Here is a 13,633-nt window from a genome sequence, read left to right on the forward strand (position 1 = left end):
CGGCTCAGGGCTCCAGGCGGGCCGCCGCGGTGCCGGTGACCACCTCGGCGCCGTCCTGGTTGACCGTGCGCAGGGTGAAGTGGGCGACCGGGCCGGTAGGTGTGTCCTCGATAGATTCGACGGTGACCGTGGCCGTCAGGGTGTCGCCGGGCCAGACCTGGGCCTTGAAGCGCACGCCGTACCGCAGTAGTGCCTCGGTGCCGACCCAGTCCGTCAGGACCCGCCCGGTCATGCCCATCGTCAGCATGCCGTGGGCGAACACGCCGGGATAGCCCGCGGCCTCGACCGCGAACCGCTCGTCGGTGTGCAGCGGGTTGAAGTCGCCGGAGGCGCCCGCGTACTGCACGATCCGGGTGCGCTTGAGGTCGTCGACGAGGACGCTCTCGCGGGTCTCACCGACCTTGATGTCGTCCGGGCTCAGGCTCATCGGGCGTCCTTCGGGGTTGCCGGGCCCTCGGGGACGACGGCCACGGTCACGGCGCTGACGACCGGTTCGCCGTCGGCGTCCCGGTACTCGGTGACGCGCTCGCTGAAGAGCAGCCGGCCGGTGCGGCCCTGCTTCTCCCAACTGCGTCCGGTGCTGTTGTGTGCGTAAAGGGTCTCGCCTGCGCGCACCGGGCGGTGGTACTCGAAGTGCTGCTCGGCGTGGAGCCCGCCACCGCCCTCGGCCATGACACCGGCGTCACGCCCCGACCCGAACCACTCCTCGTCCGGCTTGGGACGCAGGTGGGAGTCGGGGTCGTAGTGGGCGCTCGCCATGGTGAAGGTGGGCGGTGCGAGCGCGGACTCGCCCTGGTACGCCGGGTTCTCGTCGCCGATGGCGCGGGCGAACATCAGGATGTGCCCGGCCTCGACGGGGAACGGTAGCCCTGTCATCTGCGTGTGCTCCTCGAATCAGTTCGGCAGATCAGTACGGCAGAAACGCGTCGCGCGTGGCCTCGTCCGGGTCGAAGTCCGGCGGGAGTCCCTCGAACTTCGGCTCCCGTTTCTCCACGAAGCTCGACACGCCCTCCCGGAAGTCGGGTGAGCCCGCGAAGAACTCCATGGCGGAGTAGGAGCGGGCGAGGGCGTCGGTGAAGGTGCGGTCGAGGTCGCCGTACACCTGGTGACGCAGGACGGCCATGGCACGCGGCGAGCAGTTGCGGGCGATGTCCCGGGCGTAGGCGCGGGCCGCGTCGAGCAGGTCCTCGGGTTCGACGACGCGGCTGACCAGGCCGAGGCTCTTCGCCTCGTCGGCGTCGAAGACACGGCCGGACAGCAGGAGGTCGAGCGCGTTCTCCAGACCGATGACGCGCGGCAGCACGTAGGGCAGGTTGTACTCGCCGGCCAGGCCGCGGCGGGTGAAGGCGGTGGTGAAGCGGGCCCCGCGGGCGGCGAAGCGGACGTCGCAGATGAGTGCCTGGACCAGGCCGATGCCCGCGCAGGCGCCGTTGACGGCGGCGATCATCGGCTTGGGCATGTTCCGCCTGCTGTACATGGGGACGCGGGCCTGGAGGTTGAGGGACTCGCCCGGCTGCGAGTTCTGCTCCAGACGCTGCATGTCCATCCCGGGGCAGAAGGCCCTGCCCGCCCCGGTGATGATCACCACTCTGACGGCGGGGTCCTGTGCGGCCTGGTCGAGGAGCGCGAAGAAGCGGCGCTCCATCGGCAGGCTCCACGCGTTCTTGCGCTCGGGCCGGTTGAGGGTGACGGTGGCGACGCCGTCCTCGTCCACCTCGTAGAGGACCAGGTCCAGGTCCTCTGGGGCCACCACGGTTTCCTCGGGCATCACGTCACTCCTCGTCCAGCGGTTCGATCGGGTCGCCTACGCCGGGCCGCTCCCCGGAGATGGTCACCACCACCTGTCCGCGGGCGCAGATGCGTCCGTCGGCCCTCACGTCGACGTCGGCGAAGTGCACCCGGCCACCCCGCCGCACACAGCGCGCGTATGCGACCGCCTCACGGCCGCGGGCGGGTGCGAGGTACTGCACCGACATCGACACGGTGCTGAGCCGGCTGCCCTTGGTGAAGTCGTGACCGGCGATCACGGCTCCGGCGCCGGCGGTGTCGATGAGCGCGGAGATGACTCCGCCGTGGAAGACGTCTTCGTGGGCGGAGAGGGACTCGGCGTAGGGGAGCACGATCTCGACCCCGTCCGGTTCCCAGCGCGTCACCCGGATGCGGCAGCGCCGGTTGAAGGCGACCCCGCGCTCCCAGCGGGCCCGGAACCAGGCCCGGCGTTCGCGCTGTTCCTGATCGGTGAGGGTCCTCGCCGCGACGGTCATCAGCCCGCCCTCCGGTCCCGGCCTGGCGGCCGATCCATATAGTTACATGAATTCAATAGATGAGGCAATCGCGCGGGCCACAGCCGGGCGCTAGATGTATTATTTATATAACTGATTAGCCGTCCGTGAACAGAGGGAGACCCAGATGCCGTCGACCGCGCTGGCCGGGATCCGCGTGCTCGATCTGTCCCGCATCCTCGCCGCGCCGCTGGCCACCCAGATGCTGGCCGACCTGGGCGCCGAGGTGATCAAGGTCGAGCGGCCCGGATCGGGGGACGACTCCCGGACGTACGGCCCGCCCTTCGCGCCCGGGCCCGAGGGCGACCGGACCGACACCGCCGCCTTCTACCTCTCCTGCAACCGCAACAAGCGGTCGGTCACCGTCAACCACGCCTCCACCGAGGGTCAGGAGCTGATCCGCGCACTCGCCGCCCGGTCGGACGTGCTGGTCGAGAACTTCCGGACGGGCACGCTGGCGAAGTACGGCCTCGACCACGAGAGCCTGCGCGCACTCAACCCCCGCCTCGTCTACCTCTCGGTCACCGGCTTCGGCCAGACCGGCCCGTACGCCGACCGCCCCGGCTACGACGGCATCTTCCAGGCCATGTCCGGGATGATGAGCGTCTCCGGGCACCCCGAGGAGCCGATGAAGGTCGGCGTCAGCATGATCGACATCCTCACGGGGCTCTACGCCTCCACGGCCGTCCTCGCGGCCCTGCGCCACCGGGACGCCACCGGCGAGGGCCAGTTCATCGACCTGTCCCTGCTGGACTGCGGCCTGGCCTCGCTGTCCCACTTCGCGATGAACTACCTGGTCTCCGGCGAGGTTCCGCAGCGGCGCGGCAACGGCGGGTACGGCGGGATCCCCTCACAGGCCTTCCCCTGCAAGGACAAGCCGATCTTCCTGGTCGCGGGCAACGACAAGCAGTTCGCCGCGTTCTGCGCCGCGGCCGACCGCACCGACCTCCTCCAGGACGAACGGTTCGCCACCACCTCCGCCCGGATCGCCCACCGCCAGGAGATCCTGCCGGTGCTGGAGGCGATCATGCGCACCCGCACCCGGGACGAGTGGCTGGCCGTACTCGACGAACACGACGTTCCGGCGGGCCCGTACAACGAGATGCCCGACGTCTTCGCCGACCCGCAGATCCAGCACCGGGGGATGCTGGTCGAGGTCGAGGACCCCACCTCCGGGCACCTGCCGATGCTCGCCAACCCGATCCGGTTCACGGCCACGCCGGTCGAGGAGTACGCCCCGCCGCCGGCGCTGGGCGAGCACACCGCCGAAGTACTCACCGGTCTTGCGGGGTTGACGGAGGACCAGCTTGCAGGGCTGCGGTCCAGGGGCGTCGTGTAGCGGCCGTCTACCCGATCAGGGTCCGGCCGCCCTCCAGCATCAGCGTCGCGCCCGTCAGGTAGGCCATGTCGTCACTGACGAGCGCGGCCACCGCCCGGCCGATGTCGGCCTCCGGGTCCCCGAGCCGGCCGAGCGGGATCTGCCGCGCGAGCTCGTCCGCCTTCTGCGGGTGCGCGGCGAGGTAGTCCTCCGCTGCCGGGCTGAGCGCGGCCGGACAGATGACGTTCACGCGGATCCCGTACGCACCCCACTCCCGCGCGGCGACCCGGCTCAGGCCGCGGATCGCCTCCTTGGCCATCGCGTACGCCGCGAAGGTCGCCTCACCCTGAACGGCGGCCGAGGAACCGAGGTTCACCACGCTGCCACGGCTCTCCTTGAGATGGGGCAGGGCGGCCCGCATCGCGTGGAAGGTGGCCAACGGTCCGCTGCGGTAGGTGAGTTCCACGTCGTCGTACGACGTCTCCGCCAGTCTGCGCTGCACCGAGGACTGCGCGTTGTTGACGAGCACGTCGAGGCCGCCGAACTCCCGTACCGTCTCGGCCACCATGCGGTCGACGTCGTCCCGCTCCCCCACGTCCCCGACGACGGTGTACGCCCGCGCCCCGCGCTCGACGATCTCCCCGGCCGTGTCCTTCAGTTTGCTCTCGGTGCGACCGGTGATCACCACGGCGGCCCCCTCGGCAGCCAGCGCGAGCGCTATGCCGCGACCCACGCCCTGTCCTCCACCGGTGACCAGCGCCGTCTTCCCTGACAACCGTGCCATCACGTCTCCTTCCAGAAAGTCGCCCAGGAGGGGAAGGCGTCGGGCAGCGCCGGCTCTCCGGCGCCCTCCCAGCCGCTGAAGCCCACCGCTTGGGGGCGTTCGGTCACGTCGGCCGCGTACCAGTGCCGCTCACGGCGCCGGGAGAAGTACCACTCGCCGTCCACGCGGGCGTAGTCGTCCCAGTAGCAGATCGCCATCACGATCCACCGGTCCTCCACCTCGTGCTCGGCCCGGCAGTACACCGCGCCGGTCGCGGTGTCGCGGCCGGTGAACTCGACGCGGTGGCCGCAGATCTGGTGGACCGACCGGTAAAAGCCGCGCACTTGGGGCTCGATGTGCTGCCGTAGGACAGCCCGCCCGCGGCCGTGGCGCCCCATGTCCACGTCGGGGCGGAAGCAGCCGACCCAGGCGTCCAGGTCGCGGCCGTCCACGGCGAGGGCATAGCGGATGGGCAGCTGCTGGATGGCGAGCTGCGACTCGATGCGGTCGACACGGTCCTCGATCGACGTCACGGGCGCGGCTCCTTCGGCAGGCCGAGGACCTGCTCCCCGATGATGTTGCGCTGGATCTCGCTCGACCCGCCGTAGATCGTCTCCGCGAGGGACAGCAGGAAGGAGCGCTGCCGGGTGTCCAGGCCGTAGTCCTCGCCGACGATCTGCCCGGCGGGTCCCGCCAGCTCCGTGGCCAGCTGGCCGAGTTGCTGGTGCCGCGTCGACGCGTACAGCTTCGCGGTGGTGGCCTGCGCGCCCGGAGTGCGGCCGGCGGTCAGTTCGGCGATGGTCCGCAGGTTGGTGGTGCGCATGATGCGTACGGAGATCCAGGCGTCGACGATGCGGCGGCGCAGCATCGGATCGTCGAGCGCGCCCCGCTCGCGGGCCAGGTCGATCAGTGCCTCGGCCTCGCGCTCGAAGGTGAGCTGCTGGGGCAGGAGCGTGGTGCCGCGCTCGATGCCGAGCGTGGCCATCGCGGTGCGCCAGCCCTGGCCGACCTCGCCGACGACCATGTCGGCGCCGGTACGGGCGTCGGAGAGGAACACCTCGGCGAACTCGTCCTGGCCGGCGAGGTTGCGGATGGGGCGGATCTCGACGCCGGGCTGGTCGGTGGGCACCAGCAGCAGGCTCAGGCCCTTGTGCCGCGCGGACTGGGGGTCGGTGCGGGTCAGGACGTAGAGCCAGTCGGCGTGGATGCCGAATGACGTCCACACCTTCTGTCCGCTGACCACCCACTCGTCGCCGTCGCGTTCCGCCCGGGTGCGCACGGACGCCAGGTCGGAGCCGGCTCCGGGTTCGCTGAAGCCCTGGCCCCACAGTTCCTCGACGGCGAGGATCTGCGGCAGGAAGCGCTTCTTCTGCGCCTCGCTGCCCATCGCGAGGAGCATCGGACCGAGCAGGTCGAGGGCGTTGACGGTAGCCCGGTACGGGGCGTTCACCCGGGCGTACTCGTACTCGAAGACGATCTCCTCCAGCAGCCCGAGCCCCCGTCCGCCGTACTCCTCGGGCCAGCCGACGCCCAGCCAGCCGCCTGCGGACAGTTCGCGGTCCCAGGCGAGGCGGACCTCCCAGGCCGCGCCGTCGGTGGGGCCGCCCACGCCCCGGTGCTCGGCGAACTCCCCCACCAGGTGGTCCGCCAGCCAGTCCCGCACCTCGTCGCGGAAGTCGCGTACGGCGGGCCCGAAGTCCAGCTCCATGTCTGCTTCTCCCTGAGGTTCAGATACCGAGCCGGGTGGCGAGCAGTTCCCGGTGGTACGACGGTGTGCCGAGCAGTACCTCGGAGCTCTTGGCCCGCTTGAAGTACAGGTGTGCGGGGTGCTCCCAGGTGAAGCCGATTCCGCCGTGGACCTGGATGTTGTCGGCGGCGACCTTGGTGAAGGCCTCCGAGCAGACGGCCTGCGCGAGGGCGGCCGCCATCGCGATCTCCGTCTCGTCGCCCGCGTCCAGCGCCCACAGCCCGCCGTACGCGGCCGAGCGGGCGGACTCGATCTCCATGAGCATGTCGGCGCACTTGTGCTTGATTCCCTGGAACGAGCCGATGGGCCGGCCGTACTGCTCGCGGATCTTGGCGTACGCCACGGCGGCGTCCAGGGCGGCCGCGGCTCCCCCGACCTGTTCGGCGGACAGGAGTACGGCGGCGGTGGCGAGGGTGCGCTCCAGGGCTGGCCATGCCGCGCCCTCCGGGCCCAGGAGGCGGGCGGGGGTGTCCGTGAACTCGAGCCGGGCTTGCTTGCGGGTCTGGTCGAGGGCGGGGAGGGGGGTGCGGGTGAGGCCAGGGGCGTCTGAGGTCTCGACAGCCAGGAGGCTGACGCCACCGGGCGTGCGAGCGGCGACCAGGAGCAGGTCGGCGAGGTGTCCGTCCGGGACGTAGGTCTTCACGCCGGTCAGGCGCCAGCCGCCGGTTTCGTCGTGGGCGGCGGTGAGCCGGACGCCCTGCTCGTCCCAGCGGCCACTGTCCTCGGTGAGCGCCAGCGTGGCCACCGTCTCGCCGGACGCGATGCCCGGCAGGAGGCCGTGTCGCGCCTGCTCGTCGGCGCAGCGCAGCAGTGCCTCGGCGGCCAGGGCGACGGTGGCGAAGTACGGGCCGCCGAGCAGCGCGCGGCCCGTCTCCTCGAAGACGATGCCGAGATCGACGTGGCCGAAGCCGGAGCCGCCGTACTCCTCCGGGACGGCGAGCCCCTGAAGGCCGAGTTCGCCGGCCATCCGCCCCCAGACGACGGGGTCGTGACCCTGGGGGTCGGCGGCCAGGCGGCGTACGTTCGCCTCGTCGGAGTGCTTGGCGAGGAACGAGCGGACGACCTTGCGCAGTTCGTCCTGTTCCTCGGTGAAGGTGAGATCCATGCCGAGCTTCCCGTCCTCCGTGCAACGTCACGTGCGGCCCGCTTGCCGCCCACCGTTCGATACAGTTAGATAATTATAGTATCCACACTGAATACACCAGGAGCGCGACGTGACCGATCCCTACGCCCCGTTCACGAGCCTGACCTTCGAGCGGCCCGCGCCCGGCGTGCTCCGGATCGTGCTCGACGCCCCGAACCTCAACGCCGTGGATCCGCGCATGCACGGCGAACTCGCCGACATCTGGTCCGTCGTGGACCGCGACGAGGAGACCCGAGCGGTGCTCGTCCAGGGGGCGGGCAGGGCGTTCTCGGCAGGCGGGACCTTCGACTCCATCGACGCCATGACCGAGGACTACGCCGTGCGCGCCCGGGTGATGCGGGAGGCGCGGGACATGGTCTACGGCGTCCTCAACTGCTCCAAGCCGGTGGTCTCCGCGATCCACGGACCGGCGGTCGGGGCGGGGCTGGTCATCGGCATGCTGGCGGACATCTCCGTCGTCGCCCGCACGGCGAAGATCGTCGACGGGCACACGCGGCTCGGCGTCGCGGCCGGTGACCACGCCGCCATCTGCTGGCCGCTGCTGTGCGGCATGGCGAAGGCAAAGTACTACCTCCTCACGTGCGAGACCCTCACCGGCGAGGAGGCCGAGCGGATCGGGCTGGTGTCGAAGTGCGTGGACGACGCGGACGTGCACACCGAGGCCCTGCGGGTGGCGACCGCGCTGGCGGCCGGGCCGGCCAGCGCGATCAGCTGGACCAAGCGGTCCCTCAACCACTGGTACCGCACGGCCCAGCCGATCTTCGAGGCCTCGCTCGGGCTGGAGTTCTTCGGGTTCGGCGGGCACGAGGTGGTCGAGGGACTCGCCGCGCACCGCGAGAAGCGGCCCGCGGACTTCGAGGGCGTCAGCGGCAAGCACCCGCTCGACCTGTGACCACCGTACGAGAGGAACCGATCGATCATGGCACCGCAGCCGACCAGCACCGACGTCCCCCTTCTGGTCAAGGGACTGACCTATGAGGAGATGCCGGTCGGGCAGGTCTTCCGGACCGCCCGCCGCACCATCACGGAGACCGATCTGGTCAACTTCGTCACTTGGGGCGGCTTCACCGAGCCCCTCTTCTGGGACGCCTCGCACGCAGCGGACGGCGGCTACACGGGGCGACTGGTCCCGGGAGGACTGACGTACTGCATCGCCGAAGGGCTCGTCCTGCAGACGAACGTGCTGCACGGCACCGGCCTCGCCTTCCTGCACATGGATCTCACCGTGCAAGGTCCGGTGTACGTCGGCGACACCGTGTACGCCGTCGTGGAGACCACGAACTGCCGGCCCTCCAGCAAGCCCGGCCGGGGCGTGGTGACCAGCCGGATCACGGTACGCAACCAGCGGGACGAGGACGTCCTCGTCTACACGCCGGTGCGACTGATCCGCGGCAGGGACTACGAGGCTCCGGCATCCTGAGGCCGGGGCCGGGATGACGAGGGCTCCCGCATCCTGAGCCCGGAGCAGGGACTACGAGGTTTTGCCGCCCCGAGTCCGGGGCGCGGCCGGCACCAGACTCAGACCGGCGGCGCGCCCCGCCTCGGGCACAGCGGGCTCGGCGAAGGCGCCCCGGTGCAGCCAGTCGGAGGGCATCGAGGGACGCGGCGGGGCCTCGTGGTCCGGGACCGCCATCGCGTACAGGCGGGTGTAGCGGAACTTGGCCTCCAGGTTGTCCAGGACCGACCAGTACTCGTAGCCGCACACCTCCACACCGGCCGCGGTGAGTCCGGCCAGCCAGGTGAGCCGGGCGCGGAGGAGGGCGCGGCGCCGGTCGTCGTCGCTGTGTCCCGTGTCGTCGACCAGGTCCAGGTCGCCCATGCCGTTGTCGATGACGGACAGCGGCGGCAGCACATCGCCGTACAGCTCGTACAGCCCGGCGACGGCGTCGGCGAGTCCTTCGGGGATGATCGGCCAGCCGTAGGCGGTGGTCTCGACGTCGTCGAACGGGACGATCGCGAAGCCCAGGCCCACGAGCAGGCGGTTCACCTCGTTGAGGGCGCTCTGGCACGTCCTCGTCGGCAGCACGCGGGGCAGGTTTTCCGGCGCGGTGACACGGAACGGGGTGTGCCAGGACAGGCCCAGCAGGTCCTGCTCGGTGGTGATGGTCTCCAGGTCTCCGGGGCGCACGCAGCCGGTGTCCTCGACCGGCGAGTCGCCGTCCTCGGTCACCATGTGCTCACCGAGCAGCAAGGGGTCGAGGAAGAGACGGTTGGTCCAGCTCTCCAGGCGTTCCAGGGCGAGACGGTCGTAGGGGTCCTCGGTGGCCGGGTAGCCGCCCACGAGGGTGACCGTGGTGCCGATCCGGCCTCGTGCGCCGGCAGCCCGCAGGGCCTGGGTGGCGAGCCCGTTGCCGAGCAGGATGTGGTGGACCGCGGGCAGTCCGGCCCGCCCCGCACCCCGGTTCGGGGGGTACATTCCGGCCACGTGGTCGGCGAGCGTGGGGCCGGCGAGGTCGGTGGAGGTGATCCAGCGTTCCACCCGGTCGCCGAAACGGCGGCCCAGCTCGGCGACGTAGACGGCGAAGTGCTCGGCGGTGTCGCGGGCAAGCCAGCCGCCGGCCGCGTCCAGCCACGGCGGCAGTGCGCGGTCGAGCAGGGTGAGAGCGGGTCGGGTGCCCTGCGCGAGCAGTGCGTCGAGCGCCCGGTCACAGCGGTCCAGGGCGTCCTGGGCCCAGCTGCCGGGGCCGTCGGGCTGGAGCTGCGGCCATCCGGCGACCATGCGGTGGGTGTCCGCGACGACGCCGGTCAGCTGCCGGAGGTCTTCGGTCCACTGCCGGAAGTGTCCGCCGCGTTCCGGCGGGGGCGGCAGTGGCGCCGCGATGGTGTCCGCTGTGGCGACCCCCCAGTCGACACAGCGAAGGGATTCGTGCAGGAAACCATCGCTCATGGTTACCGTCCAGGCGGTGAATGGTTTAGCGCATTCAACTGAATGTCCGCCGACCGGACGCTAACAGGTCAAACAAACTACGACAATGTTTCGGCCAGATCTCCCGATACGGGATCAGACCGTGTCCAGGATGAGGTCCGCCGCCCTCCAGGCCATGGCCATGATCGGTGCGTTCAGATTTCCGGACACCATGGTCGGCATGACCGAGCAGTCGACGACCCGCAGGCCCTCGATGCCGCGTACCCGCAGCCGGCCGTCGACGACGTCGTCGTCGGCCGGGCCCATGGCGCAGGTGCCGATGGCGTGGTAGCCGCAGCGCCCCTGGTCGAGACCGGCGTCGATGATGTCCTGGTCGTCGCGGACCCCGGGGCCCGGCAGCGTCTCGGCCGTGATCCGGCCGGCGATCGGCTCGGTCTCGAAGAGGTCCCGCATGCGCCGGAAGAGGGCGGCCCCGACCGTGCGGTCGTGGTCGGAGCCGTAGTAGTTCGGCGTGATCGTGAGAGGGGCGTCGGGGTCGGCCGACGTGATGTGCAGGCCGCCCTCGGCGGTGGGGCGCAGGATGTAGCCGAGGCCCATCACCCCGGGCTCGCGTTCCACGCCGGTCTCCTTGCCGGGGACGTCGGGCAGCAGGGACACCGGCGCGATGAGCAACTGCGCGTCCGGCCGGGCGAGTTCGGGGCGGGTCTTGAAGAAGGCGATGACGTCGAAGGCGGGCGCGGCCAGCGGTCCACGGCGGGTGGCCAGGTATCTCGCCCCCGACAGGGCCTGCCGCAGCGGTGTGCTCAGGGCCTTGTTGTAGCCGAGGTCGTCCTTCAGCCGGTACTGGACGACGAAACAACGGTGCTCGCGCATCCGGCCGCCCATGTGCGGGCTGTCGACCAGGACGTCGACGCCCGCCGATTTCAGCGTCTCGGCCGGGCCGATGCCGGACAGCTGGAGGATCTTGGGCGTGGCGATGCTGCCGGCGGAGAGGATCACCTCGCGCCGAGCCCGGAAGTCGGTCTCCCGGCCGTTGCCGCGGGCGTGCACGCCGACGGCTCTGCCGTGCTCGGCGAGAACGCGCGTCACGACGGTGTCCACCGCCACGGTCAGGTTCGGGCGGTCCGCGACGGGGTGCAGGAAGGCGCGGGCGGCGCTGAACCGCTGTCCCTTCTTGATGGTGGCCATGGCGTAGCCGATGCGTTCGTCGTCGCTCGCGTTGAGGTCGTCGGTGCGGCGCCAGCCGAGTCCGGTGCCGGCGGCGATCGCCTCCTCGCAGAGCGGCTCCGTCTGCGGTGCGGTGGAGATGTGGAGCGGGCCGCCCGCGCCCCGGGCCCGGGAGGCGCCGAGCGCGTTGTCCTCGATCCGCTGGAAGACCGGCAGCATGGTGTCCCAGCCCCAGCCGGGGTTGCCGAGGCGCTCCAGCTCGTCGTAGTCGGCGCGGTCACCGCGGTTGTAGACCATGCCGTTGACCGAGCTGGATCCGCCGAGCGTCCGGCCCCGGACCCAGTGCTCGACGCGGCGGCCGGGGCCCACCGGCTCGACCGGGTAGTGCCAGGCGAACCGGGGATCACCCAGCAACTTGCCGAATCCCTTGGGCATCCTGATCAGGGGTGTGGCGTCCCGGCCGCCGGCCTCGATCAGGAGCACGGACGTCTTCGGGTCCTCGGAGAGCCGGTTCGCGAGCACGCAGCCCGCGGAGCCCGCGCCGACCACGATGTAGTCGTACGTCATCGCTGACCCTCCGGCGCCGGGCCCGGCTCCTCAAGGGGGCGGAACTCCTCCTCCTGCCACCAGGGGTAGAGGGGTGGCATGTCCTTGCTGACCCGGCCCGGGAACTCGGGCGGCCGTTTGGCGAGGAACGACTGGACGCCCTCCACGGGGTCCGGGCCGCCACCGATCTGGCTCATGATCCGGGAGTCGAGCCGGTGGGCGGCCATCGGGTGCGGCTCGCCCAGCATCCGCCACATCATCTGGCGGGAGAGGGCGACCGAGATCGCGGAGGTGTTCTCGGCGATCTCCCGGGCGAGTGCGTACGCCGCAGGCAGCAGCTCCTCCGGTGGGTGCACGGAACGGACCAGCCCGGCAGCGAGTGCCTCGTCCGGGCCGAAGACGCGGCCCGTGGCCACCCATTCCATGGCCCGCTGCATGCCGACGGCCCGGGGCAGGAACCAGCTCGCCGCCGATTCCGGCACGATGCCGCGGCGGGCGAAGACGAAGCCGAACTTCGCCGAGGTCGACGCCAGCCGGATGTCCATGGGCAGGGTCATGCTGGCTCCGACGCCCGCCGCCGGGCCGTTGATCGCCGCGATCACCGGCTTGGTGCTGGAGAAGAGCCGCAGCGCGACCCGGCCGCCGGTGTCCCGGTGCCAGGCGCCCGCCTTGCGGTGGTCGAAGGAGGAGCCGCCGGAGCTGACGTCGGCGCCCGCGCAGAAGCCCCGTCCGGCGCCGGTCACCACGACCACGCGCACGTCGTCGTCGGCGTCGGCCGCGTCCAGGACGTCGAGCAGGTCGGCCATCATCCGGGGGTTGAAGGCGTTGAGTTTCTCGGGCCGGTTCAGCGTGACGGTGAGGATCCGGTCCGCCACCTCGGCCCGCACGGTGTCGTACTCCTGCTCCGGCATACGCGTCCTCCGTCACTCCAGTGAGCCGTTTCCAGAAAGCTTAATTAGTTATAGCATTCAACTCTACTGACTCGTTCGATGATGACTGATGGCGGTGGAGATGACGGACCTCTTGGTGACGGCCGTCGGGCCGATCCGGCTGATCGAGCTGAACCGGCCGGACCAGCTCAACGCGATGAGCGAGGAGCTGCACGCGGGTCTCGCGTCGCTGTGGGACTCGCTCGCCGACGACCCTCAGGCCCGGGTGGTCGTCCTCACCGGACGCGGCCGGGCGTTCAGCGCCGGTGGCAACTTCGACATCATGACCCGGGTCCAGCGCGACCGCGCCTTCCGGGAGCGGAACGTCGACGAGGCGCGGCGGATCATCACCGGCATGGTGCGCTGCCCGCTGCCGGTGATCGCGGCGGTCAACGGGCCCGCGGTGGGCCTGGGATGCAGCCTGGCCCTGCTGAGCGACCTGGTACTGATCGCCGACGACGCCTATGTCGCGGACCCCCACGTACAGGTCGGACTCGTCGCCGGCGACGGCGGCGCACTCGTCCTCCCGCTGCTCGTCGGCCTGGCCCGCGCGAAGGGACTGCTGTTCCTCGGCGACCGGGTCGGCGCCGAGGACGCGGTCCGGCTGGGCATCGCCAACCGTGCCGTGCCCAAGGACAAGCTCCTGGACGAGGCGATGGACCTCGCCGGACGGCTGGCCGCCCTGCCCGCGCAGGCGCTGCGCGAGACCAAGCGCGCGGTGAACCTGCACCTGGAGCAGGCGCTCGCCACCGTGCTCGAACCCGCACTGCTCGCCGAACAGGAGACCATGCACTCGCCGGACCACATCGCCGTCGTCGAGAAGATCATCGCGTCCCGCGCCCGTCGCCGGACCGCCGGAGAGGGCTGAGGG

Annotated in this window: 15 protein-coding genes; 4 read left to right on the forward strand and 11 right to left on the reverse strand. The window is 71.0% G+C overall.

Going from position 1 to position 13,633, the window contains the following annotated elements; all coding sequences use genetic code 11:
- Positions 1 to 4: 4 nt before the first annotated feature.
- From M2157_RS03885 to M2157_RS03900, 4 genes are read right to left on the reverse strand one after another with little or no spacing between them, the layout of a single operon-like run.
- On the reverse strand, positions 5 to 427 hold the full coding sequence (locus M2157_RS03885) for a MaoC/PaaZ C-terminal domain-containing protein (protein WP_280864425.1): 423 nt from the start codon (positions 425 to 427) through the stop codon (positions 5 to 7).
- The gene (locus tag M2157_RS03890; RefSeq protein WP_280864426.1) at positions 424 to 876 is read right to left on the reverse strand and encodes a MaoC family dehydratase N-terminal domain-containing protein; all 453 of its coding nucleotides are present in this window, start codon (positions 874 to 876) and stop codon (positions 424 to 426) included. Before M2157_RS03890 ends, M2157_RS03885 begins: the two co-directional genes overlap by 4 nt.
- 31 nt (positions 877 to 907) lie before the next feature.
- Complete coding sequence (locus M2157_RS03895) at positions 908 to 1,768, reverse strand: enoyl-CoA hydratase-related protein (RefSeq protein ID WP_280864427.1); 861 nt, start codon at positions 1,766 to 1,768, stop codon at positions 908 to 910.
- 4 nt (positions 1,769 to 1,772) lie between these two features.
- A complete protein-coding gene (locus M2157_RS03900) occupies positions 1,773 to 2,264 on the reverse strand; it encodes a PaaI family thioesterase (protein ID WP_266513262.1) in 492 nt (163 codons plus the stop codon).
- 145 nt (positions 2,265 to 2,409) lie between these two features.
- On the opposite strand from M2157_RS03900, the gene M2157_RS03905 reads away from it, so the two are divergent.
- Positions 2,410 to 3,621 carry a CoA transferase gene (locus M2157_RS03905; protein ID WP_280864428.1) on the forward strand — a complete coding sequence of 404 codons (1,212 nt, stop codon included), beginning with the start codon at positions 2,410 to 2,412 and terminating at the stop codon, positions 3,619 to 3,621.
- A gap of 7 nt (positions 3,622 to 3,628) precedes the next feature.
- Here M2157_RS03905 and M2157_RS03910 read toward each other — a convergent pair whose 3' ends face one another.
- Genes M2157_RS03910 through M2157_RS03925 form a run of 4 tightly spaced genes read right to left on the reverse strand, consistent with a single transcriptional unit; the run spans position 3,629 to position 7,215 of the window.
- Positions 3,629 to 4,384, reverse strand: coding sequence for an SDR family oxidoreductase (locus M2157_RS03910; protein WP_280860378.1), 756 nt, complete (start codon positions 4,382 to 4,384; stop codon positions 3,629 to 3,631).
- A complete protein-coding gene (locus tag M2157_RS03915; protein WP_280860379.1) occupies positions 4,384 to 4,896 on the reverse strand; it encodes a nuclear transport factor 2 family protein in 513 nt (170 codons plus the stop codon). The genes M2157_RS03910 and M2157_RS03915 overlap by 1 nt, the downstream gene beginning before the upstream one ends.
- Positions 4,893 to 6,071, reverse strand: coding sequence for an acyl-CoA dehydrogenase family protein (locus M2157_RS03920; RefSeq protein ID WP_280864429.1), 1,179 nt, complete (start codon positions 6,069 to 6,071; stop codon positions 4,893 to 4,895). Before M2157_RS03920 ends, M2157_RS03915 begins: the two co-directional genes overlap by 4 nt.
- Before the next feature lie 19 nt (positions 6,072 to 6,090).
- Positions 6,091 to 7,215: an acyl-CoA dehydrogenase family protein gene (locus M2157_RS03925; RefSeq protein ID WP_280864430.1), complete on the reverse strand. Its 1,125-nt coding sequence runs from the start codon at positions 7,213 to 7,215 to the stop codon at positions 6,091 to 6,093.
- Positions 7,216 to 7,324: 109 nt separating this feature from the next.
- On the opposite strand from M2157_RS03925, the gene M2157_RS03930 reads away from it, so the two are divergent.
- Both M2157_RS03930 and M2157_RS03935 read left to right on the forward strand, forming a co-directional pair.
- Positions 7,325 to 8,146 carry an enoyl-CoA hydratase/isomerase family protein gene (locus tag M2157_RS03930; RefSeq protein WP_280864431.1) on the forward strand — a complete coding sequence of 274 codons (822 nt, stop codon included), beginning with the start codon at positions 7,325 to 7,327 and terminating at the stop codon, positions 8,144 to 8,146.
- A 27-nt stretch (positions 8,147 to 8,173) separates the two neighbouring features.
- Entirely contained in the window at positions 8,174 to 8,674 is a 501-nt protein-coding gene (locus M2157_RS03935; RefSeq protein WP_280864432.1) for a MaoC/PaaZ C-terminal domain-containing protein, read from the forward strand.
- A gap of 51 nt (positions 8,675 to 8,725) precedes the next feature.
- Here M2157_RS03935 and M2157_RS03940 read toward each other — a convergent pair whose 3' ends face one another.
- The 3 genes from M2157_RS03940 to M2157_RS03950 form a co-directional block, all read right to left on the reverse strand.
- Positions 8,726 to 10,141 carry a family 1 glycosylhydrolase gene (locus M2157_RS03940; RefSeq protein ID WP_280864433.1) on the reverse strand — a complete coding sequence of 472 codons (1,416 nt, stop codon included), beginning with the start codon at positions 10,139 to 10,141 and terminating at the stop codon, positions 8,726 to 8,728.
- A 114-nt stretch (positions 10,142 to 10,255) separates the two neighbouring features.
- A complete protein-coding gene (locus M2157_RS03945) occupies positions 10,256 to 11,854 on the reverse strand; it encodes a GMC family oxidoreductase N-terminal domain-containing protein (RefSeq protein ID WP_280864434.1) in 1,599 nt (532 codons plus the stop codon).
- Complete coding sequence (locus M2157_RS03950; RefSeq protein WP_280860386.1) at positions 11,851 to 12,744, reverse strand: crotonase/enoyl-CoA hydratase family protein; 894 nt, start codon at positions 12,742 to 12,744, stop codon at positions 11,851 to 11,853. Before M2157_RS03950 ends, M2157_RS03945 begins: the two co-directional genes overlap by 4 nt.
- Positions 12,745 to 12,844: 100 nt before the next feature.
- On the opposite strand from M2157_RS03950, the gene M2157_RS03955 reads away from it, so the two are divergent.
- Complete coding sequence (locus M2157_RS03955; protein WP_280864435.1) at positions 12,845 to 13,630, forward strand: enoyl-CoA hydratase/isomerase family protein; 786 nt, start codon at positions 12,845 to 12,847, stop codon at positions 13,628 to 13,630.
- Positions 13,631 to 13,633: the final 3 nt, after the last annotated feature.

This window comes from Streptomyces sp. SAI-127 (genome assembly GCF_029894425.1).
Classification (GTDB): domain Bacteria; phylum Actinomycetota; class Actinomycetes; order Streptomycetales; family Streptomycetaceae; genus Streptomyces.